20 protein-coding genes are annotated in these 24,793 nt (G+C 71.9%); 18 read left to right on the top strand and 2 right to left on the bottom strand.

The window, feature by feature from the left end:
• Positions 1 to 8: 8 nt before the first annotated feature.
• Positions 9 to 1,403 carry a pyridoxal phosphate-dependent decarboxylase family protein gene (locus ABME01_RS07290; RefSeq protein WP_353827717.1) on the bottom strand — a complete coding sequence of 465 codons (1,395 nt, stop codon included), beginning with the start codon at positions 1,401 to 1,403 and terminating at the stop codon, positions 9 to 11.
• 261 nt (positions 1,404 to 1,664) lie between these two features.
• Here ABME01_RS07290 and ABME01_RS07285 point away from each other — a divergent pair, with 261 nt between their 5' ends.
• From ABME01_RS07285 to ABME01_RS07265, 5 genes are read left to right on the top strand one after another with little or no spacing between them, the layout of a single operon-like run.
• A complete protein-coding gene (locus tag ABME01_RS07285) occupies positions 1,665 to 2,255 on the top strand; it encodes a TetR/AcrR family transcriptional regulator (protein WP_353827716.1) in 591 nt (196 codons plus the stop codon).
• The gene (locus tag ABME01_RS07280) at positions 2,252 to 3,619 is read left to right on the top strand and encodes a cytosine permease (protein ID WP_353827715.1); all 1,368 of its coding nucleotides are present in this window, start codon (positions 2,252 to 2,254) and stop codon (positions 3,617 to 3,619) included. Before ABME01_RS07285 ends, ABME01_RS07280 begins: the two co-directional genes overlap by 4 nt.
• Positions 3,616 to 4,764 (top strand): S-methyl thiohydantoin desulfurase family protein, encoded by a 1,149-nt coding sequence (locus tag ABME01_RS07275; protein ID WP_353827714.1) that lies wholly within the window; start codon positions 3,616 to 3,618, stop codon positions 4,762 to 4,764. The genes ABME01_RS07280 and ABME01_RS07275 overlap by 4 nt, the downstream gene beginning before the upstream one ends.
• Positions 4,764 to 6,305 carry a hydantoinase/oxoprolinase N-terminal domain-containing protein gene (locus ABME01_RS07270; RefSeq protein WP_353827713.1) on the top strand — a complete coding sequence of 514 codons (1,542 nt, stop codon included), beginning with the start codon at positions 4,764 to 4,766 and terminating at the stop codon, positions 6,303 to 6,305. The genes ABME01_RS07275 and ABME01_RS07270 overlap by 1 nt, the downstream gene beginning before the upstream one ends.
• A gap of 28 nt (positions 6,306 to 6,333) precedes the next feature.
• A complete protein-coding gene (locus ABME01_RS07265) occupies positions 6,334 to 6,759 on the top strand; it encodes an ACT domain-containing protein (RefSeq protein WP_353827712.1) in 426 nt (141 codons plus the stop codon).
• A gap of 10 nt (positions 6,760 to 6,769) precedes the next feature.
• Here the strand turns inward: ABME01_RS07265 and ABME01_RS07260 are convergent, their stop codons facing one another.
• On the bottom strand, positions 6,770 to 7,825 hold the full coding sequence (locus ABME01_RS07260) for a LacI family DNA-binding transcriptional regulator (RefSeq protein ID WP_353827711.1): 1,056 nt from the start codon (positions 7,823 to 7,825) through the stop codon (positions 6,770 to 6,772).
• A 154-nt stretch (positions 7,826 to 7,979) separates the two neighbouring features.
• On the opposite strand from ABME01_RS07260, the gene ABME01_RS07255 reads away from it, so the two are divergent.
• The 13 genes from ABME01_RS07255 (at position 7,980) to ABME01_RS07195 (ending at position 24,754) form a co-directional block, all read left to right on the top strand.
• The gene (locus ABME01_RS07255; protein ID WP_353827709.1) at positions 7,980 to 10,811 is read left to right on the top strand and encodes an alpha-mannosidase; all 2,832 of its coding nucleotides are present in this window, start codon (positions 7,980 to 7,982) and stop codon (positions 10,809 to 10,811) included.
• Between the two features lie 12 nt (positions 10,812 to 10,823).
• Positions 10,824 to 12,149, top strand: coding sequence for an extracellular solute-binding protein (locus ABME01_RS07250; protein WP_353827708.1), 1,326 nt, complete (start codon positions 10,824 to 10,826; stop codon positions 12,147 to 12,149).
• A gap of 15 nt (positions 12,150 to 12,164) precedes the next feature.
• Entirely contained in the window at positions 12,165 to 13,121 is a 957-nt protein-coding gene (locus tag ABME01_RS07245) for a carbohydrate ABC transporter permease (protein WP_353827707.1), read from the top strand.
• 1 nt (position 13,122) lies between these two features.
• Entirely contained in the window at positions 13,123 to 13,956 is an 834-nt protein-coding gene (locus ABME01_RS07240) for a carbohydrate ABC transporter permease (RefSeq protein ID WP_353827706.1), read from the top strand.
• A 10-nt stretch (positions 13,957 to 13,966) separates the two neighbouring features.
• Positions 13,967 to 15,115, top strand: a complete 1,149-nt coding sequence (locus ABME01_RS07235; protein ID WP_353827705.1) for a glycerate kinase — start codon at positions 13,967 to 13,969, stop codon at positions 15,113 to 15,115.
• A gap of 40 nt (positions 15,116 to 15,155) precedes the next feature.
• Positions 15,156 to 16,085 (top strand): NADP-dependent oxidoreductase, encoded by a 930-nt coding sequence (locus ABME01_RS07230; RefSeq protein WP_353827704.1) that lies wholly within the window; start codon positions 15,156 to 15,158, stop codon positions 16,083 to 16,085.
• A 19-nt stretch (positions 16,086 to 16,104) separates the two neighbouring features.
• Positions 16,105 to 17,103, top strand: coding sequence for a putative quinol monooxygenase (locus ABME01_RS07225; RefSeq protein WP_353827703.1), 999 nt, complete (start codon positions 16,105 to 16,107; stop codon positions 17,101 to 17,103).
• Positions 17,104 to 17,164: 61 nt separating this feature from the next.
• Complete coding sequence (locus tag ABME01_RS07220; protein ID WP_353827702.1) at positions 17,165 to 18,028, top strand: SDR family NAD(P)-dependent oxidoreductase; 864 nt, start codon at positions 17,165 to 17,167, stop codon at positions 18,026 to 18,028.
• A gap of 209 nt (positions 18,029 to 18,237) precedes the next feature.
• Positions 18,238 to 19,221, top strand: coding sequence for a LacI family DNA-binding transcriptional regulator (locus ABME01_RS07215; RefSeq protein ID WP_353827701.1), 984 nt, complete (start codon positions 18,238 to 18,240; stop codon positions 19,219 to 19,221).
• A gap of 154 nt (positions 19,222 to 19,375) precedes the next feature.
• Positions 19,376 to 20,674, top strand: coding sequence for an ABC transporter substrate-binding protein (locus ABME01_RS07210; RefSeq protein ID WP_353827700.1), 1,299 nt, complete (start codon positions 19,376 to 19,378; stop codon positions 20,672 to 20,674).
• 145 nt (positions 20,675 to 20,819) lie between these two features.
• Positions 20,820 to 21,662, top strand: a complete 843-nt coding sequence (locus tag ABME01_RS07205; protein WP_353827699.1) for a carbohydrate ABC transporter permease — start codon at positions 20,820 to 20,822, stop codon at positions 21,660 to 21,662.
• A complete protein-coding gene (locus tag ABME01_RS07200) occupies positions 21,659 to 22,600 on the top strand; it encodes a carbohydrate ABC transporter permease (protein ID WP_353827698.1) in 942 nt (313 codons plus the stop codon). Before ABME01_RS07205 ends, ABME01_RS07200 begins: the two co-directional genes overlap by 4 nt.
• A 108-nt stretch (positions 22,601 to 22,708) precedes the next feature.
• The gene (locus tag ABME01_RS07195; RefSeq protein WP_353827697.1) at positions 22,709 to 24,754 is read left to right on the top strand and encodes an alpha-galactosidase; all 2,046 of its coding nucleotides are present in this window, start codon (positions 22,709 to 22,711) and stop codon (positions 24,752 to 24,754) included.
• Positions 24,755 to 24,793: the final 39 nt, after the last annotated feature.

The following is a 24,793-nucleotide window of genomic DNA, read 5'->3' as shown; positions in this document are numbered from 1 at the left end:
GATCGGCCTCAGGCCATCGTGTCGAGGATCGCCGTGAGCTGGTCGAGGGTCGTCAGCGGATTCACGATCGCGAACCGCGTGTTCGGACGTCCGGCGTGCGAGCTCGGGGTGACGAAGGCGCGCTGCTCCTCCAGCAGGCGGGCCGACCACCTGGCGTAGTCGGCCTTCGTCCAGCCGTCGCGCTCGAACACGACGACCGACAGCTGCGGCTCGCGGACGAGGCGCAGTCCGTCGCGTCGCTCGATCTCGCGGGCGATGTCGTGCGCGAGGCGGATGGAGTCGGTGACCGCAGCCCGGTAGGCGGCGGCGCCGTGCGTGGCGAGCGAGAACCACAACGGCAGCCCGCGGGCGCGGCGCGTGAGGTGCGCGGCGTAGTCCGACGGACTCCACTCGCTCGTCTCGGTGAGCGTGTCGAGGTACTCGGCGTGCTGGGTGTGGGCCCGGCGGCCGGTCTCGGGGTCGCGGTAGATGAGCGCGCACGCGTCGAAGGGCGCGAACAGCCACTTGTGCGGGTCGACGATCACCGAGTCCGCGCGCTCGACGCCGGCGAACCGGTGCCGGGCCTCGGGGGAGAGCATCCCCGCGAGTCCGTAGGCGCCGTCGACGTGGAGCCAGACGTCGAACTCGTCGGCGACCGACGCGATCGAGGCGACGTCGTCGACGATGCCGAAGTTCGTCGATCCGGCGGTGGCGACGACCGCGAAGACCGCCTCGCCGTGCTCCTCGAACGCCGCACGAACGGCCGGCCCGCGCAGCACGCCGTCCTCGCCCGGGGGCACCGGCACGACGTCGACGTCCATCACGCGTGCGGCCGAGGCGATCGAGGAGTGCGCCTCGGCGCTGCAGACCACGACCCAGCGGCGGGGCGGCTCGTCTTCCGTCCGCGCCGCCGCGGCGCGCGCGTGCTCGCGGGCCGCGACGAGGGCGGAGAGGTTGCCGAGCGTGCCGCCCTGGACGAAGACGCCGCCGGCGGTCGCCGGCAGGCCGAACTCTGCGGCGAGGAAGGCGAGCACCTCGTTCTCGGCGTAGACCGCGCCGGCGCCCTCCATCCACGAGCCGCCGTACAGCGCGCTCGCCGAGACCACGAGGTCGAACGCGATCGCCGCCTTCGTCGGGGCGGTCGGGATGAACGACAGGTACTGCGGATGGTCGGTCGTGATGCACGCCGGCGCGAGCACGTGCTCGAACCGGGCGAGCGCGCGGTTCGCGCCGATGCCGTGCTCGTCGATGCTGCGGCCCGCGAGGCGGGCGAGTTCGGACGGCGCGACGGACTTGTCGAGCGGGGCGTCATCCGTGAGGATCCTGGCCCGCGCGTACTCGAGCACGAGGTCGACGAGGTGCTCGGTCCGTTCCGACACCTCGTGCATCGCGGTGGGTGGGGCTGGTGCGGTGTGCTGGGTCATCGGTCCTCCGGTGGTCTCGCGGGTCGGCGACAAGTGTGCATGCGACGGCCTCCATACGCCAGTTGTGTGACGATAGAGGATCGATAACGCACGAATCTTGCGCAGGGCTTCGAATCAACGCACGTTCGGTGACTCGGATGCAACGTCCCGCATCGGCCGTGCCGGCACCACGCCTTCCGCTCGTCGACGGCCGCGGGTCGGGGGTCTTGCGGACCCTGCGGCGCCCCGCTACAGTCCTCCTAACTAACGATCGTTAGGTTGATGATGACCAGAGCTCAGATCCTCTCCGAGGCCCGCGACCTGTTCGCACGCAAGGGCTATGCCGACACGAGCCTGCGCGAGATCGCCCAGGCCGTCGGCATCAAGACCCCGTCGCTCTACGCCCACTTCACCGGCAAGGAGGCCCTCTACGCGGAGGTCTACGAGCAGGTCGGGCGCGAGCACGCCGCCTACTTCGAGGAACTCGCGAACGAGAGCGCGGACCTCCCGCCACTCGAGCGGCTGCGTCATCTGCTCGACGGGATCGAGGCCTACTACCGTGGGCGCCCCGACCTCGCCGAGTTCAGCCTGCGCGCCGCCATCGCCGAATCCGGTCCGGTGGGCGGCGGGCTGCGCGAGATGTTCCTCGACTCCGAGGGAAGCCTCGCCGACGCCATCCGCGACGCGTTCCGCGCCGGCGTCACCGACGGCTCGTTCCGCACCCGAGACGAGGAGGGCTTCGTCGCCCTGTTCCTCGTGCTCATGGACGGGCTCTTCCTTCACCTCACCCACTACACGCCCGAGGTCTACGCCGAGCGCCACGACCGCGCCTGGACGAGCCTCTCGGGCCTGCTCACCGGAGGCACCTCATGAACACCACCGACTACGAACACGGCAGCGTCCCGGCCGACCAGCGACGGAGCTGGTTCTCGATCGCCGCCGTCTGGATCGCGATCGGCATCGACATCTCCGGGGCGTTCCTCGGCATCGAGCTCGCGACCGGGATGGAATTCGGCCCGGCGCTGCTCGCCACGACGGTCGGCTCGCTCCTGCTCGGCCTGCTGGCGATGGCCTGCGCCTACGTCGGAGCGGCGACCGGACTCTCGACGGCCATGGTCTCCCGCGCGGTCTTCGGGCGGATCGGCGGCATCGTCCTCGCCGTCGCCCTCGCCCTCAGCCTGCTCGGCTGGTTCGCCGTCCAGGCCGGGTTCTTCGGCGTGAACGCGCAGATCGCGTTCACCGAGATCACCGGGGTCGATGTTCCCGTGGCCGTGTTCACCGTCATCGGCGGCATCCTGATGGTGCTCACCGCGCTGTGGGGCTACCGCACCATCTCGAGGCTGAGCACCGTCGCAGTGCCCGTCCTCCTCGGCCTCCTGGTCGTCGGCATCGTCGTGGCGATCGCCACGCGCGGCACCGAGGGTCTCTCCGCTCCCGTCGAGGCCTACTACACGTTCGGCGGCGCCGTGTCGCTCGTGATGAGCATCTTCATCCTGGGTGTCGTGACCGCGCCCGACATGGCGCGCTGGGCGAAGACCCCGAAGCAGGCGATGGCCGCCGGCTTCGTCGGGTTCCTCTTCGGCAACTCGATCATCATCTTCGTCGCGCTCGTGCTCTCGCGGATCATGGGCGAGACCGAGCTCATGACGATCTTCTTCCTGCTCGGCCTCGGCGGCGTCGCGGTCATCGTGCTCGTGCTCGCGCAGTGGACGACGAACACCACCAACATCTACTCCGCGGCGCTGTCGTTCGCCGCCATCGGAGACCCGCTGAGCCGCCGCACGCTCACCATCGTGGGCGGCGTGATCGGCATCGTGATCGCCGCCTTCGGCGCCGCCGACAACTTCATCCCCTTCATCTCGGCGATCGGCGTCGTCGTGGCGCCGTTCGGCGGCGTGTACCTGGCGTCGTTCGTGGTCGAGCGCCGATCGGGCCGCTTCGACCTCGACGCCGAGCACCGCTCGGTGAACGGCTGGGCGGTGGCGGCCTGGGTCGTCGGCACGGTCGTCGCGCTCGCGACCACTCGTCCGTCCGACGGCCTCGGCTTCGGCTGGTTCGACCTCACCACGATCCCGGCGCTCGACGGCCTCCTCGTCGGCTTCGCGGTGTACCTGCTCGCCGCACTGCTCGTCTCGCGCGGCGACGCGACCGGATCCGGCCGGTCGGCCGGCAACGGGGAGGCGGAGGCCGACGCCGCCGCTCCGCGCGACGGCCGCGCCGACGAGGTGGTCGCATGAGCACCGCGCTGCGGACCATCGCCGAGGTCGACGTCGACGGCATCGCGCTCGGCGCCGCGGTGCTCGGGACCGGCGGCGGCGGCGATCCCCACGTGGGCTCCCTCATCGCCAAGCGCCTCATCCGCCTGCACGGACCCGTCCGCGTGATCGGGCTCGACGAACTCGGCGACGACGACTTCGTGGTGCCGATCGGCGGCATCGGCGCCCCGTCGGTCGACGTCGAGCGCATCATGGCCGAGTCCGAGCTGTCGCAGGCGATCGCCGCGATCGGCCGGGCGACGGGTCGGACGCCGACCGCGGTCATGCCCATCGAGGTCGGCGGCGGGAACTCGATGATCCCGATCGCGACGGCCGCGCTCACCGGCCTCCCCATCGTCGATGCGGATGCCATGGGGCGCGCCTTCCCCGAGGCGCAGATGGTGACCTTCCACCTCGCGGGATACGGCCCCGGCGTGACCGTGCTCGTCGACCACCACGGCAACGAGGTCGTCTCGTACCCGGCCGACGGCACGTGGTCGGAGCGGCTCGCACGCGCCACCACCATCGAGATGGGCGGCGCCGCGACGATGATCGACTACGCCTACGGGGGCGCCGTCGTGCGCGAGTGCGGGATCCCGGGCACGTTGAGCCTCGCCCGGCGCATCGGGGCGGTCCTGCTCGGCGATGACGAGGCCGCCCGGGCCGACCGGGTCGGCGCCCTGTGCGCCGAGCTCGGCGCGGTGCGGCTCTTCGACGGCAAGGTCGTCGACCTCGACCGCCGGGTCGCTGGCGGCTTCACGCGCGGCGCGGCCGAGCTCCACGGCATCGGCGACGATCGCGGCGCGAGCCTGCGCCTGGAGTTCCAGAACGAGATGCTGCTCGCGCAACGCGACGGCGCGCTCGCGGCGGTCACGCCCGACCTGATCGCCGTGCTCGACCTCGCGACGGGTCGCCCCGTCACCACCGAGGCGCTGCGGTACGGCGCCAGGGTCGCCGTCATCGGGATCCCCTGCCACGACAAGTGGCGAACCCCCGCGGGCCTCGCGGAGGCGGGACCGGAGCACTTCGGGTACGACGTGACCTGGGCTCCGGTCGAGCGGCTCGCGGCGGCGCGGGTGCACGACGTGCGACCAGTGGGTCGCCGGGAAGCGACGGAGGCGGCGTGATGGGCTACCGGATCGGCATCGACGTCGGCGGCACCAACACCGACGCCGTCATCCTCGACGAACAGCTGCGGGTCGTCAGCGCCGTCAAGCGCCCGACGACCGCCGACACCGGCGACGGGGTCGCCGACGCGATCGACGCCGTGCTCGAGGCGTCGGGCGTGGACCCCGGCCGCATCGCGTTCGCGATGCTGGGGTCGACGCACTGCACCAACGCGATCGTCGAGCGCCGCGGGCTCGGCCGCGTCGGCGTGCTGCGGCTCGGTGCGCCAGCCACGACCGCGGTGCCGCCGCTCGAGGGCTGGCCCGACGACCTGCGCGCGGCCCTCGGCGAGCACGCCTACGTCGTCGGCGGCGGCTTCGAGGTCGACGGCCGCGTGCTCGCCGAGCTCGACGAGGCGGCCGTGAGGGAGGCCTGCGGGCGCATGCGCGGTGAGGTCGACGCGGTCGCCGTCGTCGGGGTGTTCTCGCCCATCGACGAACGGCACGAGGAGCGCGCCGCCGAGATCGTGGCCGAGGAGCTCGACGTGCCGGTGTCGCGATCGGCCCGGATCGGCGCACTCGGGCTGCTCGAACGCGAGAACGCGACCGTGCTCAACGCCGCCCTGATGCGCACGCTGCGCGCGATGGCGGAGGGGTTCGTCGCGGCGCTCGAGGCCCGCGGCATCCACGCCGAGGCGTACTTCGGGCAGAACGACGGCACGCTCATGCGGCTCGAGTACGCGCTGCGTCATCCGGTGCTCACCATCGGCTGCGGCCCGACGAACTCGATCCGCGGCGCCGCGCACCTCTCCGGGGCGACCGACGCGCTGGTCGTCGACATCGGCGGCACGACGACCGACATCGGCGTGCTGGCCGGCGGCTTCCCACGGCAGTCGGCCACGGCGGTCGAGATCGGCGGCATCCGCACCAACTTCCGCATGCCCGACGTGCTCTCGGTCGGCCTCGGTGGCGGCACGGTCGTGCGGCCCGCTGATGGCGGCGTCGTGCTCGGCCCCGACAGCGTGGGCTACCGCATCCGCACCGAGGGGCTCGCCTTCGGCGGGTCGACGCTCACCGCGACCGACGTCGCGATCGCCGCGGGCGGCGCGAGGATCGACGGGATCGGCACGCCGCTCGTCGCCCCGGCCACCGGTGCGGCCGCCTGGGCGGCGATCCGCGAACTGCTCGAGGACACGATCGACCGCATGAAGCCGAGCGCGGCCCCCGTGCCGGTGATCATGGTCGGCGGCGGCAGCATCATCGCGCCCGACGTGCTCGACGGCGTGGGCGAGGTGATCCGGCCCGAGCACTTCGGGGCCGCGAACGCGGTCGGCGCGGCGCTCGGCGACGTGGCGGGACAGGTCGAGCAGGTGTACCGCGTCGACGGCGATCGCCGCGCGGCCGTCGAGGCCGCCTCCCGCGACGCCGCCGCGCGGGCCGAGCGCGCGGGGGCGGACCCCGCGAGCATCGAGGTCGTCTCGATCGAGGAACTGCCGATGGCCTACATGGACGGGCAGGCGATCATGATCCGGGCGCGCGCGGTCGGCCGGCTGGCTGCCTGAAACGGGCGATCCGGGAGAGGATGCAGGCATGCCGCCGGGAAGCACCGACCTCGATGCCATGCTCCGCACGCTCGACGTGGAGGCGCGCGCCGAGCCGTACGTGTTCGCGAACGTGGCGCCCGGCGACCCGGTCCTCGCGTTCGCCGACGCGATCGTCGTCGAGCGCGAGGGGGTCACCGCCGTCGTCCGGGCGGACCTCGCCGTCGCGCGTGGCGTGCCGCACGAGTTCGAGGCGGCGTGGCTCTCGCTCACGGTGCACTCGGCGCTCGAGGCGGTCGGGCTCACGGCGGCCTTCTCGGTCGCCCTGGGCGACGCCGGAATCAGCTGCAACGTGCTCGCGGGCTTCCACCACGACCACATCCTCGTGCCGTGGGCGCGTCGCGACGACGCGGTGGCGGCGCTGCGCGCGCTCCGCGCGTCGTCCGGCGGGCCTCCGCCGGGCGACGCGGGCTGATCGGCTCGCCTCAGCCCGCGTGCGGGCCCGGGATCTCGCCCGACTCGCGCACGACCAGTCGGGTGCCGAGCATGATCGTCTCGGGCGGTGCGGCCTCGCCCGCGAGCCGAGCGAGGCACCGCCGGGCCGCGATGCGCCCCATCTCCTCGATGTCCTGCGCGACGACCGTGAGCGGCGGGTCGAACAGGTCGGCCGTGTCGAAGTCGTCGAAGCCGATGAGCGCGACCTCGTGCCCGCGGCCGGCCTGCCGGAGGGCCCGCGCGGTGCCGACCGCGCAGCGGTTGCTCAGTGCGAAGAGGGCGGTCGGAGGTTCGGCCGACGCCAGGAGGTCGCGGGTCGCGGCGGCCGCGGCATCCTCGTCGGTGCAGTCGAGGCGGACGAGTCGGTCGTCGTCGGCGACGCCGGCATCGGCGAGCGCCATCCGGTGCCCGATGACGCGGTGCCGAACGGTGTAGAGGTCGCGTCCCGAGCCGATCACCCCGATGCGCCGGTGCCCGAGGCCCACGAGGTGCGCGGTCGCCTCGCGCGCGCCCCCCTCGTTGTCGGCGATGATCGTGTCGGCGACCACCCCGCTCGGCGGCTGGTCGACGAAGACGAGCGGGAGTCCCATGGCCTGCTCGGCGCGCAGGAACGACTGGTCGGGGCTGCGCGGCACGATGATGAGCGCATCCATGCGGCGCGATGACAGCGCGAGGAGCTTGGCGAGCTCGGTCTCGGGGTCGGGGGTGGTCGCGGTGAGCATGAGCGCGTCGTGCTCGGCCGCCACCTGCTCGATGCCGCGGATCAGGTCGACGAAGAAGCGGGCCGAGGTGTGCTGCGCGACGACGCCGATCGTGTTGTCGGAGGTGCGACGGCGCAGGCCCCTGGCCAGGTCGTTGCGGCGGAAGCCCAGCTCGCGCGAGACCTCGAGGATGCGCTCGGCGGTCTTGGCGGAGACGCCGGACTCGTTGTTCAGCACGCGCGAGACGCTCTTGATGCTCACGCCGACGCGGTCGGCGATGTCCTTCATGGTGGCGGGCTGGCCGGGGACGACCGCCGGCGTGCTCGCGGCTTGCGACTCGGCCACCGGCACCTCCTCACGGCGTCGCCGACCCGGTCGGCACCCGATCGGCGATCTTCGAACGATCTTCGGCGAACCTCTTGACAACGCCTCGCGTGGCGTCGATGCTAGCAAACGTCAACGTTGACGGTCAACGTTGACGCAGATGGGAGACAGGCGAATGCACGCGGTCCACGGCACGGCCCTCACGAACCACGAGGGAACGGATGGCGCGCGCCGCGCGCCCGGCACCGGCCCATCGCCCGATGACCGAGCCCAGGGCACCCGCAGCATCCGCGCCGTCGTCGTGCCGCACACCCACTGGGATCGCGAGTGGTACGCGCCGCTCGAGACCATGCGGCTCCACCTCGTGCGGTTCCTCGACGAGCTCATCGACGTGCTCGAGACCGACCCCGACCTCCCGGTCTTCCTCCTCGACGGCCAGACCGTCATGCTCGACGACTACCTCGAGGTCCGACGCGGGCAGCGCACCCGCGTCGAGGCGCTCATCCGCGACGGCCGGCTCCGCCCCGGACCGAACTACGTGCAGCCCGACGAGTTCCACGTCTCGGGCGAGTCGATCGTGCGCAACCTCCTCATCGGCCTCACGAGCGCCCGCGAGTACGGCTGGGTGATGCGCGAGGGCTACCTGCCCGACACGTTCGGCCACGTGCACCAGCTGCCGCAGATCCTGAAGGGCTTCGGTATCGACACCTTCTACGCGATGCGCGGCTTCGGCCAGGACCCCGACGAGCTCGGCAGCCAGTTCTGGTGGGAGGGGCCGGACGGATCGCGCGTGCGCACCGAGTGGCTCACCGAGAGCTACTCCAACGCCGCCGTGCTCACCGCGGCATCCGAGACCACCGTCCTCCACCACGGCGCGCTGGTGCGGTACGACACGCTCGCCGAGCTCCTCGGCCGGATGTCGCCGCGCGCCGCCTCGGGCGTGCTGCTCCTGCTGAACGGCGGCGACCACCTGCACGTGCAGCGCGGGCTGCCGGCCATGGTCGAGGCGCTCGACGGCGAAGAGGTCGCGCGCGAACTCGACGTCGAGCTGCGGCTCGGCGGGCTCGAGGAGTTCCGCGAACTCATGGACGACGCCCCCGCGCCCGGCACGACGATCACCGGCGAGCTTCGCTACGGCCGCACGCACGCGGTCTTCGACGGCATCGGCTCGACCCGCACGCCCATGAAGGGCCACGCCGAGCGCACCGAGTCGTACCTGTCGGGCGTCGCCGAGCGCCTCGATGCGCTCGCGACCCTCGTCGACGGGCGCACGAGCGCCGACCTCCTTCGCCATGCGTGGCGCGAGCTCGTGAAGAACCACGCCCACGACTCGATCTCGGGCTGCTCGGTCGACGAGGTGCACGACGAGATGGAGACCCGGTTCACGACCATCGGCCAGGGCACCCGCGCCGTCGCCGACGACGCGCTCGCCCGGATCGCGACCGCGGTGCCGACCGCGCCCGGTGAGATCCCCGTCGTCGTCGTGAACCCGAGCGGGTTCGCCCGCACCGGATCCGTGAGCGCCGAGGTCCTGCCCGATCTCGACGCGCCCGTCGGCATCCGCCGGTTCGGCTGGCTCCAGCGCGAGGGCGTCGATCTCGACGGGTACCGCCTCGTCGACGCCGACGGCCGCACCGTGCCGCACCGCCGCACCCCCGGCGCCCGCCTCCTCGTGGCCGACACGCTCGAGCGCCGCAAGGAGCTCCTGCTCGACCGCGTCGACTTCGTCGCGACCGACGTGCCCGCGCTCGGCACGGCTGTCTACCGCCTCGTGCCCGGTGCGGACCCCGACGCGGCCGAGCCCGCCGCACGCGCCGGCGACGCGGCCCGTCCGGTGCTCGACAACGGCATCCTCCGCGTCGAGGCCGACCGCCGGGGCACCGTCTCGATCACCGACCTGCGCACCGGGCGCCGCCGCGAGGGACTGCTCGAGCTCGTCGACGAGGCCGACGCCGGCGACGAGTACGGCCACGCTCCGATCCCCGGCGACGTGCCGATCGTGGGCGCGGACACGGCCTCCGTGGCCCTGGATCCCGACGGCGCGCTGCGCATCGACCGGCGGATGGTCCTCCCGGCCGGGCTCTCCGCCGACCGGCGTACCCGGTCGCCCGAGCACGTCGAGCTCACCGTGACGACGGTGCTGCGCCTCGACCCCGGCGCCGACCTCGTCCTGGTCGACGTCGACGTCGACAATCCGGCACGCGACCACCGGCTGCGCCTGCGGTTCCCGACCGGCACCGCGACGGCCGAGACCGTCTCCGAGTCGGCGTTCGGCGTCGTCCGCCGCGACGGCTCGATCCCCGACTCGAACGGATGGCAGGACCGCCCGAGCGGCGTCTTCCCCATGCGACGCTTCGCGGCGCTCGCCGCCGACGACGGCGCCGAGGGCGTGCAGGTGCTCGCCGAGGGGCTGCACGAGTACGCGGTCGACGCCGACGGCGTGCTCGACGTGACGCTGCTGCGCTCGGTGGGCTGGCTCGCGCGGGTCGACCACGCGCTGCGCCCGCACAAGATCGGCCCCGAGATCCCCACCCCCGGCGCCCAGTGCCTCGGGCGGTCGAGCTTCCGCACCGCCGTCCGCGTCTTCAGCGGCGCCTCCGGCGTCGGCCACCTCTACCGGGCGGCCGAGGCGTTCTCGGTGCCGCTGCAGGCGGCGTCGCGCTGGAATCGCGAGGTGCCGACCACGACGCCCCGCGTCGCGACCCTCGGCCTCGCGATCGAGCCGGCCGAGGTCGTGCTCTCCGCGGTCAAGACGGCTGAGGACGGCGACGGCCTGGTGGTGCGCGTGTTCAGCACCGCCGACGAGCCCGTGACCGCGACGCTCCGCCCCGGGTTCGCGATCGGGGCCGCGCACGCCTGCGACCTCGAGGAGCAGCAGATCGGGGCGCTCGCGACCGACGCCGACGGCGCCGTGCGGATCGACCTCGGCCCGGCGCGCATCGCGACCGTGCGACTGACCCCGACCACCGCGGGCGGCGGCGCCGCACCGCGAACCGACGACGAGTGAGAGGCAGTGACGATGACCGTCCGACCCAGGCTCCTGGAGATCCAGACCACGAGGCGACGCCTGTTCCAGCTGGCGATCGCCGGCGCCGGCACGGCGCTGCTCGCCGGCTGCGGATCCTCCCCGCGCGGCAGCGCCGGAGCGCAGAACGTGTACTGGCAGGCGATCCCGCCCTACTCGCTGCAGGGCACCGACCCGAACCGGGTCGGGTACCTCACCGACCAGCTCGCCGCATTCGAGTCGGCGTCCGGGTGGAACGTCGAGCCGCTCGTCACCTCGGCCGACACCACGCAGGCCATGGCCAAGCTCGTGCTGCAGGCCTCGCAGGGCCGGGCCCCCGACATCTCGCAGGTCGACGGCTACCTGTTCGGGCGCATCGCGAACTCCGCGCAACCGCTCGATGAGGCGGTCGCGGCGGCGGGGCTGAGCCTCGACGACTGGCTCGAACCGCTCCGGCCGAACATGACCGGGCCCGACGGGCCGGCCGGCGGCATCCGCGCGTTGCAGTTCACGACCGACGTGCGGGTCCTGTACTACCGCAAGGACCTCGTCAGCCGCCCACCCGCGTCGTGGGAGGAGGTGCTGTCGATGGCCGGCGAGCTCGAGTCGGCCGGTGCCGGCGTGACGCTGCCCGCGGGTCGCAGCGAGGGCGCCGTGACCACGACGCTGTGGCCGCAGTACTGGGCGCAGGGACATGAGCTCTTCGATGCGGACGGCGAGGTCGCGTTCGCCGGCGGCGCGGCATACGACGCCATGGCGCAGGCGCTCGGCGTCGTCGACGGGCTCATCGGCTCCGGCGTCACCCCGCAGCGCGTCGCGACCTTCGGCAAGGAGGACGACCAGAACACCGACATCGTCGCGGGCCGGACCGCGATGTTCGTGGGCGGCAACTGGCAGGCGACGGCGCTCGACAACCTCATGGCCGACGAGGACTTCTTCGAGGCCTGGGGCGTCGCGCCGATCCCGACCGTGACCGGGCAGGACCACCGCACGAGCGCGGGCGGATGGGTGTGGGCGGCGTTCTCGGAGGACCCCGAGGTGGTCCGCACCGGGACGGAGTTCGTCATGGACACCTTCGTCGACGACGACGGCATGGCCGCCTGGTGCAGCCTCGGCGGCTACCTGCCACCGCGCGCGAGCGTCTACGACCACCCCGACTACCAGACCAACCCGTTCACCGAGACGTTCCGGGAGCACCTGGCGGAGTACGCGCAGGTGCGGCCGGGCGCCCGCAACTACGCCAAGGTCTCGGATGCCATGCAGGTGGCGCTGTCGAGCGTCGCTGCCGGCATCGCCGAACCCGAGCAGGCCCTGGACCAGGCCCTGATCAAGGTCAGCTGAGGAAGGACAGAGGACGTGACGACTACGACGACGCCACCGACGGTCGCGGCGACCGTGCCGGGCCCCTATCGCGATCACTCGCGGCGGGGGAACCGCACCGGACGGGTCTGGCCGTGGCTGCTGCCCCTGGCCGTGCTCCTCGCGGCCGTGATGATCTACCCCATCTTCGAGATCGTGCGGCTGAGCTTCACGAACGCCACCCTCGTCGCCGGCGAGCCGTACGAGTACACGCTGGACTCGTACCGCCGGCTGCTGCTCGGCGACGACTTCCGGAACACGCTCGGCATCACCTTCGTGTTCGTGCTCTTCTCCACGGTGTTCCAGCTCGCCCTCGGCTTCGGGGCGGCGCTGCTCGTGAACGGCGCCGAGCGCCGCAACCTGCGCGGCACCGTGGTCACCCGCACGATCGTGCTGACCGCGTGGGCCGTGCCCGGCGTCATCATCGGCATCATCTGGCGGCTGCTGTACGAGGAGAGCGAATCCGGCATCCTCAACTACCTGCTGACCTTCGTCGGCGGGAGCGGGCAGACGCCGTTCCTGTCGGATCCGAACCTCGCGCTCGTGTCGGTGATCGTCGCGAACGTCTGGCGCGGCACGGCGCTCAGCATGATCCTCTGCTACGCGGGCCTGAAGACGATCTCGACCGACGTCTACGAGGCGGCGAAGATCGACGGCGCCAACGCGGGGCAGACGCTCACCCGCGTGACCATCCCGATGATGCTGCCGATCCTGCTGACCACGCTCGTGCTCGTCGTGGTCGAGACCTTCAACACGTTCGACATGGTCCTCTCGCTCACCGGCGGCGGACCGGGCAAGTCCACCGAGGTGCTCGCCCTCAGCGTCTACGACCAGATCTTCCGGCAGCTCGACCTCGGTCAGGGCGCTGCCAACGCGGTCGTGCTGATGGTCATCAACCTCGTCATGATCGTGCTCTACCTGAGAATGGTGGAGCGCCAGGAGAGGATGTCCTGAGATGCGACCGAACCGCCTCGGCGATGCCGGCTACTACCTCGCCCAGCTGCTGCTGATCATCGTCTTCGCCTTCCCACTGCTGTGGGTGCTCTCGCTCTCGCTGAAGAGTGCGGAGGAGACCCTGGCGTCGCCGCCGACGCTGCTGCCGCAGTCGTGGTTGTTCAGCAACTACGCCGACGTGCTCTCGACGACGCCGATCGGCCGGTACCTGCTGAACTCCGCGATCATCGTGCTGCTCACCGTGTTCGGCACCCTGCTGCTGGCCGTGCCGGTCGCGTTCGCGCTCTCGCGCTACGTGTTCAAGGCCAAGCGCTCGTACAGCCGCGGGCTGCTCGCCGCGCAGCTCATCTCGCCGCTCGTGATCGTCGTCCCCGTGTACCAGGTGTTCGCGGCCACGGGCCTGATCAACAACTACTTCGGCCTGATGCTGGTCTACATCGCGATCGTCGCGCCGTTCATCACGTGGTTCCTGAAGACCTACTTCGACACGATCCCGCGGGAGCTCGACGAGGCCGCGTCGATCGACGGCTGCACGCCGAGGGAGGCGCTGGTGAAGATCCTGCTCCCCGCGGCCAGGCCGGGCATCGTGTCGGCGGCGATCCTCGCCGGGGTCACGAGCTGGTCGCAGTTCGCGGTGCCGTTCATCCTGCTCGACGACCGCGACCTGTACCCGGTGTCCGTGGGCGTGGTGAACCTGCAGGCGACCGCGGGCGAGATCACCACCCAGTACCTCGCGGCCGGCAGCATCATGGCCATCGCCCCGGTGCTCATCGTGTTCGTCCTCCTCCAGCGCTACATCGTCGGCGCGCTCACGGCCGGCGCGGTGAAGGGGTGATCGTCGCGTGATGCGGGTGCTCGTCGCGCCGGACTCGCTCAAGGGGAGCCTCGCCGCCGCGGATGCCGCCGAGGCGATCGCCGCGGGATGGCGCAGCGCCCGACCGGGCGACGAGCTCGTGCGCATGCCGATGGCCGACGGGGGAGAGGGCACGGTCGCGGCGATCGCCGCGACCCGCCCCGACGGGCGGCTGCGCACGGCCGACGTGGTCGGGCCGGGCGCGGAGCGGGTGCGGGCGCACTGGCTGGAGCTGCCCGACGGCACCGCGGTCGTCGAGCTCGCCCAGTCGAGCGGGCTGCCGCTGCTCGCTCGACCCGACCCGCTCGGAGCGCACACGCGCGGGCTCGGCGAGACCATCGCCGCAGCGCTCGATGCGGGCGCGCAGCGGGTGGTGATCGGGCTGGGCGGCTCGGCGAGCACCGATGGCGGAGCCGGAATGCTGTCCGCACTCGGGGCGCGGTTCCTCGACGAGCGTGGGCGCGACCTGCCGCTCGGCGGGGCCGCGCTCGGTCGGCTCGAGGTCGTCGACCTCGCCGGCCTCCGCGCGGCGCCCGCGGGCGGCGTGCTCTGCCTGAGCGACGTGACCTCCCCGCTGCTCGGGCCGGACGGCGCGGCGCCAGTGTTCGGCCCGCAGAAGGGGGCGGACGCCGACCAGGTGCGCGTGCTCGAGGCGGGCCTCCGTCGGCTCTCGCAGGTCGTCGGCGACGACGGTTCGCGACCCGGTGACGGCGCGGCGGGTGGCACCGGCTACGGGCTCCGCGCGCTCTGGGGCGCCGAGCTGCACCCCGGTGCGGCTCGGACCGCCGGCCTCGTCGGCGTCGACGACGAGGTCGAGCGCGCCGACCTCGTGATCACGGGCGAGGGTCGGCTCGACCGCACGTCGCTGCGCGGCAAGGTCGTCGGCCACCTCGTCGACCGCGCTCGCGCCGTGGGCGTTCCGGTCGTCGTCATCGCAGGACAGGCCGAGGCCGGCGTGCTCGACGGCCGGCATGGCGCGCACGTGATCACGCTCGCCGACCTGGCGGGCGGCGCCGACGCCGCGATCGCCGACCCGCGCCGGTGGCTCGAGGCCGCGGGCGCCGCCGCCTCGGGCGTCGCCGCCGCGATCGCGTCGAGCGGGGAGCCCGCGCCAGGGGGACGCGGGAATGCGTCCCGCTGATCAGACGTTTGATCACCGTGTCGAAGCGAGGAGGGGCGCGATGCCCGAGATGATGAACGCGATCCGGACCACGGCCGAGGGCGGTCTGGAGTACGCGCAGGTGGAGCGCCCGACGCCGGGCGGCACCGAGGTGCTGGTGAAGGTCGCCGCCGCGGGGGTGAATCCGGCGGACTGGAAGTCGATCGAGCCGCCGCCCGGCGGCGAAGCGCCGATCGTGATCCCCGGATGGGATCTCGCGGGCACGGTCGTGGAGCTCGGCCCCGGCGTGACCCGCTTCGCCGTCGGCGATCGGGTGTTCGGCATGCCTCGATTCCCCGCACCGGCCGGCGCGTATGCGGAATACGCGACCTCGCGTTCGCGGGAACTGGCGAAGATCCCCGACGGCGTGTCGGACGTGGTCGCGGGCGCGGTGCCGCTGGCCGGGCTGACGGCGTGGCAGGCGGTCGTGGACACGCTGAACGTCGTCGAGGGCGAGCGGGTGCTCGTGCATGCGGCGGCGGGCGGGGTCGGGCACCTGGCCGTGCAGATCGCGAAGGCTCGCGGCGCGGAGGTGTGGGGCACGGCGTCGGCCCGGAACCACGACCAGCTGCGTGAGCTGGGGGTGGACCACCTCATCGACTACCGGAGCGAGCGGTTCGAGGACGTCGCGACCGGCATCGACGCCGTGGTCGACCTCGTCGGCGACGGGGAGACCGCGCGCCGCTCGATCGCCTCGATGCGCCGCGGCGGGCGCCTGGTCGCGATCTCGCCGTTGCTTCCGGACGCGGACGTGCTCGAGGAGGCCGGCGTGCGCGCGCAGTTCGTGCTCGTCGAGCCCGACGAATCGGGGCTCGAGCAGCTCGCCGCGATGCTGGCCGACGGCTCGCTGCAGGTGGTCATCGGCGGGGAGCGGCCGCTCGCCGAGATGTCGGAGCTGCACGAGCTCGGTCGTCGCGGCGGCCAGTTCGGCAAGCTCGTCGCCACGGTCTGAAGATGTGAAGGGGGACACGATGACGGAGCACGACGCACCTGCCGGGTCGGCCGGTGAGCACCACGAGTGGGAACGGATCCGGACCCGGGAGGACTACCTCGCGCGCTGCGCCGACGTGGCCTTCGGCGACGCCGACGGCGCGTCGATCGCAACGAGCGACGGCCGCATCACCGGAGAGTTCGGCGGGCAGGAGCTCGTCGGCACCTGGGAATGGGAGGGCGAGTTCTTCGCCCGCACGAGCCGGCTGGGCGACTTCGATCTCGGGCGGGACGAGCTCGTGATCGAGGTGGACGGCGACCGGATGCGATTGACGCTCGAGCGCGGGGCGGGACCGACCGTGGTGTACGACCGGCTGACCGACCCGCCGGGCGCGGTGATCTCGATCGTGTCGAGCTTCGACATCCACGAGGCGCAGGTCGATCGGTTCATCGCGGCCATGGTCGGCAACCAGCAGGTGGTCCGCGCGGAGCCCGGCAACCTCGAGATGCGGCTGTTCCAGGATGTCGCCTCCCCGGGCACCTTCTTCGTCCTCGGGCGAACGGACGGCGCGGCCGGGCTCGAGGCCCATGTCGAGGAGACCGAGGACCGCGGCATCGCCGACGAGGTCGCTCCGGCGCTGCGCACGCCTCCGGTGACCATGGAGCTTCACGAGCTGCTGCCGCCGCGCGATCGCACGGCGGGCCAGCGCCGGGAGCGTCCGGACGACCTCATCGTGTTCGGGGTGTTCGACCTCGAGCCGGGTCGGCGCGACGAGGTGCTGCGCACGTACGAGCTGCAGGTGCTGGCCGTGCGGCGGAGCCCGGCGAGCGTGGGTTTCGAGGTCTACGCCGTCGACGGCGACCCGGACCGGGTGCTCGTCGTCGAGCGGTGGAGCGACGCCGACGCGGCGCAGGAGTTCGCGACGACCGTGCCGCGCTCGATCGCGACCGGGGCGCTGCTCGCCGAGGCCGTCACGGGCGACCTCGCGTCCGCGATGCACGTGGTCCGCGAGATCGATCCGCCCACGCGCGCCGGATGACACGATCGGGACGTTGCGATCACGGCGCGCGGACGAGCGCATGACGAGGGGGTCGACGGACATGATGAAGACGGTGCTGATCACGGGATGCTCGACGGGGCTCGGCGTCGCCGTCGCGGTGGGGGCGGCCCGCGCGGGGCACGCGGTCTACGCGACGATGCGCGACCTCGGCAGGCGCGGAGCGCTGGATGCCGCCGCCGCGGAGGCCGGCGTGGAAGTGCACGTTCGCGCGCTCGACGTGCAGCACCGGGCGAGCATCGACTCCGTGGTGGCGGAGATCATCGACACCGAGGGCCGGATCGACGTGGTCGTGAACAACGCGGGCATCGGGTTCGTGCGGACCCTCGAGCACGCGACGGAGGACGAGATCCAGCGCGTCGTCGACATCAACCAGCTCGGCGTCATGCGGTGCACGCAGGCCGTGCTCCCGCACCTGCGTCGGCAGCGTTCCGGCCACGTCATCGTGGTGTCGTCCGTCGGTGGACTCGTGGGGCAGCCGTTCAACGAGATCTACTGCGCGACGAAGTTCGCCGTCGAGGGCTTCATCGAGGGGCTCGCGAGCTACGTCGGGCCGACCTTCGGCATCGACTTCAGCGTGATCGAACCCGGCGGCATCTCGTCGGCGTTCGCGGCGAACGTGATGGCCGACCTGCAGGCGAGCGGCGGGCTCGGCTCAGAGGAGTACCAGGAGATGTTCGCCCGGTACCGGGACGCGGTGGCGTCGACGCCGTGGGAGCATCCGGTCTCGCAGACGCCGGAGGAGGTCGCCGAGGTGGTGCTCGAGGTGATGGAGGCGGAGGAGCCGCCCATCCGACGACGAACGTCGCCCTGGGCCGAGCAGGTCACCGAACTGAAGACCGGCCTCGATCCCGACGGCCGCAGGCTCCAGCGGCAGGTGATGGCCGACTTCTTCGGCATGCGCTGATCCGAGGGCTACGTCGTCGCGGCGCGCACCATCTCGCGCGCCGTGGATGCGGCGACCCGAGGATCGTGCTCGAGCACCTTCGGGCGGACACGGAGCCCCGCACCCGAGGTGGCGACGCATCGGCGTAGCCTGAGGTCCGTGGCGGGGCCGTACGGGCTTCGCCCGTCGGTGGGAGGTTCCGAGTGGCCGGAGCGCGTGGTGGTCGGACCGTGACCCGAGATGACGTGGCTCGCCACGCCGGGGTGAGCGTGGCCGTCGTCAGCTACGTCGTGAACGACGGACCGCGCACGGTCGCCGAGGAGACGAGGCGCCGCGTGCTCGAGAGCATCCGGGAGCTCGGATACCGCCCGAACGCGATGGCGCGCGCGCTCAAGCGCGGCCGCAGCGAACTGATCGGGCTCGTCGTCTCCGACACGACCAACCCGTTCTTCGCCGAGTACGGGCACGCGATCGAGGAAGCGGCCTCCGAGCGGGGCCTGTCGGTGATCTTCTCCAACTCCGCCCTCGCGCAGAGCCAGGAGCGCGACCTGGTGCAGAAGCTCGTGTCGCGCCAGGTCGACGGGCTCCTGCTCGCGAGCACGCAGGACGAGCCGGAACTCGGTCCGGCGCTCGACGGGGAAGTGCCCGTCGTGCTCCTCGACCGGGCGAGCGCGATGCCCGGACTGGTCACGATCGGGACCGACTTCCGCGCCGCCTCGGCACGGGCGGTCGAGCACCTGATCGAGCACGGGCACCATCGCATCGGCATGGTGTCGGGCTACACCGGCGGGCGGACGACGTCGGATCGCGAGGCGGGCTGGGCCGACGCGCTGCGTTCGGCCGGCCTCGAGCGCGGCCCGCTCGTGCGCGAGGCCTACGGTCGCGACGGCGGGTACGACGCCGGACGACGCATCCTGCGCGAACCCGAGCCGCCGACCGCGATCTTCGCGAGCTCCGACCTGCTCGCGATCGGCCTCGTCCGCGCGGCGCACGAGGCCGGCGTGGACATCCCGTCGCAGCTGGCCGTGATCTCGTTCGACGGGTCGGCCGAGTCGCAGTACTCGTGGCCGCCGCTGACCACCATGCGCCAGCCCGTCCGCCAGATGGCGCGCGCCGCGGTCGACGCGCTCGCCGGCCGCCCGGCCGAGCACCACGGGCACGAGGTCTTCGAGAGCGAGCTCATCATCCGGGTCAGCTGCGGCTGCGGACCCTGAGTCCGCCCGGTCGCCGAGAGCCGATCGTCCACATTGGATCTACACGAGTAGACAGTGTGGAATCTACTCGTGTAGAGTCGCAGTCGTCCTGATCGCGTCGCACGGCGCAGCGGCCCCCAGCCGCTTCGGTTGACTACAAGGGAGTACTCAGCTCATGCCCCAGTTCCTGCACGGCGCCGCCCGCCCCGCGGCTCCCCAGCTCTCGCGTCGCGTGTTCCTCTCGGGTGCCGTCGGCATCTCGGCGCTCGCCGCATTGGCCGCCTGCACCCCCGGCGCCGGGGGAGGCGCGTCGACGTCCACGCTCACGTTCGGCTCGTACGCCTCCGACGACATCCCCAAGCGGGCGTACGCCGCCGTGGTCGAGGCGTTCCAGGCCTCCTCGGGTGCCGCGGTGAAGACGAACACCGTCGCCCACAACGACTTCCAGAGCAACATCAACACCTACCTGCAGGGCAGCCCCGACCAGGCGTTCACGTGGTTCGCCGGCTACCGCATGCGCTACTACGCCGACCGCGGCCTCATCGCTCCGATCGACGACGTGTGGGAGCAGATCGGCTCGAACTACAGCGAGGGCCTCGCCAAGGCGTCCACGGCCGATGACGGCAGGAAGTACTTCGTGCCGAACTACAACTACCCGTGGGGCTTCTTCTACCGCCGCAGCATCTGGGAGCAGCGCGGGTACGCCGAGCCGACCACCTTCGACGAGCTGGTGGCGCTCGCCACGCAGATGCAGTCCGACGGGCTCACCCCGATCGCCTTCGCCGACAAGGACGGCTGGCCGGCGATGGGCACGTTCGACTACCTCAACATGCGGACCAACGGCTACCAGTTCCACATGGACCTCGCGGCCCACAAGGAGAGCTGGGACCAGAAGAAGGTCGCCGACGTCTTCGACAACTGGCGGGCCCTCCTGCCGTTCCAGTCGCCGAACGCGCTCGGGCTCACCTGGCAGGAGGCGGCGCAGCAGCTGGCCGACGGGTCCGCGGGGATGTACCTCCTCGGCTCCTTCGTCACGCAGCAGTTCACCGACCCCGAGGTCGCCGCCGACATCGACTTCTTCCCGTTCCCCGAGGTCGCCGTCGAGGGCCGCGATGCCGTCGAGGCGCCCATCGACGGGCTCATCCTGTCCAAGCGCGGCGGCGAGAGCCAGTTGGCCCGCGACTTCCTCGCCTTCATGGGCACCGGCGAGGCGCAGGAGGCGTACTTCGCGGTCGACAGCGCGCAGCTGATGACCTCCTCCGACGCCGACACGTCGTCGTACACCGAGTTCAACCAGAAGCTCGCCGACGTGATCGCGGGTGCGAAGTCCATCAGCCAGTTCTTCGACCGCGACGCGCTCCCCGCCATGGCGAACAACGTGATGATCCCGGCCCTGCAGACCTTCATCCGCGACGGCAGCGTCGACCTGGCCGGCCTCGAGTCGCAGGCGCAGACGCTCTACGCCGCGCAGTAGGAGCATCGACATGTCGGCACCCACCGCAACACCGGCTGCACCGCCCGCCGGCGCGAGTCCCCCCGGCCCCGCGCGCCCCCAGCGCCCCGCGCGTCGGCGGCGGTACAGCCTCCTCACCCGTGGCGACAAGCTGATGCTCGCCCTGATGGTCGCGATTCCGACACTCATCCAGCTGGTCTTCGTCTGGATCCCGACGCTGCTCTCGGTCGGCCTGTCGTTCGTCAACTGGAACGGGCTCGCCTTCAGCGACATCCGTCCCGCGGGCCTGGACAACTACCGGTTCGTGTTCGAGGACTACCCGCCGTTCTGGCCGGCGCTGCAGCACAACGTGCTGTGGCTCGTCTTCCTCGCGGTCATCGCGACGCCGCTCGGCCTGCTCTTCGCCGTGCTCCTCGACCAGGCGCTGCGCGGATCACGGATCTACCAGAGCGTGTTCTTCGTGCCGGTCATGCTCTCGCTGGCGCTGGTCGGCATCATCTGGCAGCTCTTCTACTCGCAGGACAACGGCCTGCTCAACAACGTGCTCGGCACCGCGGGCACGCCCGAGGCGGTGGACTGGTTCGGGAATCCCGATATCAACATCTGGGCGGCGCTCATCGCGGCGACCTGGCGGCACGCCGGTTACGTGATGATCCTGTACCTGGCCGGGCTGAAGGGCGTCGACCCTTCGCTCCGCGAGGCGGCGTCGCTCGACGGCGCGAACGCGTTCCAGACGTTCTTCCGCGTCGTGCTGCCGGTCATGCGGCCGATCAACATCGTCATCGTCGTCATCACCGTGATCGAGTCGCTGCGTGCGTTCGACATCGTCTACGTCATCAACGGCGGCCGGAACGGGCTCGAGCTGATCAGCGCGCTGATCGTGCAGAACCTCGCCGGCGAGGGCCAGGTCATCGGCGTCGGCTCCGCCCTCGCGGTGATCCTGCTCGTGGTCTCGCTCGTGCCGATCGTCATCTACCTCAGCCGGACCTTCCGGAAGGAGCACGCATGAGTGCCACCGAGACCCGCGTGGTCACGACCCGCGATACCGGGCGCCGCGGCCTGCGGCGCAGCGACCGTGACCGCCCGGCGGGCGCGAAGCGCCGTCCGCACGTCGCCACGCACGTCTTCCTCCTCGCGATGGCCGTGCTCTGGCTCATCCCGCTCGTCTGGACCCTGTACACGTCGCTTCGCCCGAAGGCCGACACCGACCGGCTCGGCTACTTCAGCGTCGGCGGCGAGTACAACTTCGACAACATCGTCGACGCCTGGAACCAGGGCGGCTTCGCGACGTACTTCGTGAACTCGGCGATCATCACGATCCCCGCGGTCGTGCTGACCCTGTTCTTCGCCTCGATGATGGCGTTCGCCGTCGCGCGGTTCAGCTGGCGCTTCAACGTCACGCTGCTCATCCTGTTCACGGCCGGGAACCTCCTGCCCCCGCAGGTGCTCGCCGCGCCGCTCTTCCAGATGTTCAAGCTGACGCCGGTCTCGTACGCGATCAGCGACTCGGGGAGTCTGCTCAACACGTACTTCGCGGTGATCGCGGTCGACACGGCCTTCCAGATCGGCTTCTGCACCTTCGTGCTGTCGAACTACATGAAGGCGCTGCCGCACGACCTCACCGAGGCGGCGTTCCTCGACGGCGCCGGCGTGTGGCGCCAGTACTGGGAGATCATCCTCCCGCTCACGCGCCCCGCGTTCGCCGCTCTGGGCACGCTCGAGCTCATCTGGATCTACAACGACTTCTTCTGGCCCCTGCTCTTCATCCAGAGCGGCGATCGGCTGCCCGTGACCACGGCGATCAACAACCTCAAGGGCCAGTTCCTGTCGGACTACAACCTGCTCGCGGCCGGCGCGATGATCACGGTCATCCCGACCCTCATCATCTACCTGCTGCTGCAGCGCCAGTTCGTCGCCGGGCTCACCCTCGGCGCGAGCAAGGGCTGAGGCACGGGCGCGCGCACCGCACCACTGGGAGGCATCATCACCACGTCAACGCTCCGAGGCGGCGGCGCCTCGATCGTCCTGTCGCTCGAGCCCGGCGGCACCCCGACCGTGCTCCACTGGGGGGCCGACGCGGGCGCCGAGTTCCCGCACGCGGCCGCCTTCACCGGCCCGACCGCGTTCTCCGCCTACGACGAACCCATCGGCGCCGAACTCGTGCCCCAGGCGTCGTCCGGATGGCGCGGCCGCCCGGGCGTCTCGGGGTCGCGTTCGGACGGCACCGCGTTCAGTCCGCGGCTGCGCCTGCGCGACCACCGTCGCGAAGACGAGGACGGGGTCCAGAGGCTCACGCTGGACCTGGACGACCCCGTCGAGCGCCTCGGCCTGATCGTCCAGCTCGAGCTGCACCCGACCGGCATCCTGCGGATGCGCTCCACCCTGATCAACGGCGGCGATGACGACTACCGGCTCGAGGCGCTCATGGCCACGCTGCCCGTGGCCGCCGAGGCGCGCGAGATCCTCGACCTGACCGGCCGATGGTGCCGCGAGCAGCATCCGCAGCGGAACGCGATCCAGCACGGCACCTGGGCGCGGGAGTACCGGCACGGGCGGACGGGACACGACGCCTCGGTGCTGACCGCGGTCGGCACGCCCGGCTTCGCGAACCGCTCGGGCGAGGTGTGGGCGACCCACTTCGGCTTCAGCGGCAACCGCGTGACGACGGTCGAGGCGACGCCGGGCGGGCCCACGCGGATCGGCTCCTCCGAGCTCTTCCAGCCCGGCGAGCTCCGCATCGCGGCGGGGTCGGCCCACACGACGCCGTGGGCGTACTTCGCCTACTCGGACCGGGGACTCGACGGCGTGTCCGACGCGTTCCACGCCTGGATGCGCGCGCGTCCGCAGCATCCGCGGTCGCCGCGGCCCGTCGTGGTGAACACGTGGGAGGCGGTCTACTTCGACCACGACCTCGACGGCCTGATCGCCCTGGCCGATCGGGCGGCGGAGGTCGGCGCGGAGCGCTTCGTCCTCGACGACGGATGGTTCCTCGGCCGTCGTGACGACGCCTCGTCGCTCGGGGACTGGGACGTCGACGGCGACGTCTGGCCCGAGGGGCTCGGCCCGCTCATCGACGCCGTGCGCGAGCGCGGCATGGAGTTCGGGCTGTGGGTGGAGCCGGAGATGATCAGCGAGGATTCGGAACTCTGCCGCGAGCACCCGGACTGGATCAGCAGGCCCGGCGAGCACGCGCCTGCGCGTTGGCGCGACCAGCAGGTGCTGGACCTCACGAATCCCGAGGCCTGGCAGCACGTGTACGACAAGCTCGACGCGCTGCTGGCGGCGAACGACATCCGCTACCTGAAGTGGGACCAGAACCGCGACCAGGTCGAGATGGGAAGCCGGGGTCGGGCGTCGACGCACCGGCAGACGCTCGCCGCATACCGGCTCATCGACCGACTCCGACGGGCGCACCCGACCGTCGAGATCGAGAGCTGCTCGTCGGGCGGGGCGCGCGTCGACCTCGGCATCCTCGAGCGGACCGACCGGGTCTGGGCGTCGGACTGCAACGACGCGCTCGAGCGGCAGACCATCCAGCGCTGGACGCAGGCGGTCGTGCCGCCGGAGCTCGTGGGCAGCCACATCGGCCCGCCGACCTCGCACACGACGCTGCGCACGCACGACCTGGGGTTCCGTGGGATCACGGCGCTCTTCGGCCACCTCGGACTCGAGTGGGACCTGCGCGCGCTCGACGAGCAGGAGCTCGGCGACGTGCGGGCGCTCGTCGACCTGTACAAGCGGTATCGCGGGCTGCTGCATGCCGGGCGGACCGTCAACGCGGACGTCGCCGACCCGGCGTTCTCGTTGCGGGGCGTCGTCGCGCAGGATCGCGCCGCGGCCGTGTTCGGGTTCGTCGCGCTGGCGACCAGCCGCGAGGAACTGCCCGGTCGGGTCCGCCTGCCCGGCCTCGACCCCGACGCGCGGTACCGCGTCGAGCTGGTGCACCCGACGTCGGAGCGCTCGACCATCCAGCGGCGGGACGTCGGATGGTCGGAGCTCGGCGTCACCGCCACCGGTGCCGTGCTCGGCCGGGTGGGGCTGCCGATGCCCGCGCTCGCTCCGGAGCACGGGGTGCTGGTCGACGTCCGAGCGCAGGGATGAGTGATGGCCGCGTGTCTGTGCGATTTGCGCACAACCTAG

The organism is Agromyces litoreus (assembly GCF_040496015.1).
GTDB classification, from domain to species: Bacteria; Actinomycetota; Actinomycetes; order Actinomycetales; family Microbacteriaceae; genus Agromyces; species Agromyces litoreus.
This window is presented reverse-complemented; position numbering and strand designations above follow the sequence as displayed.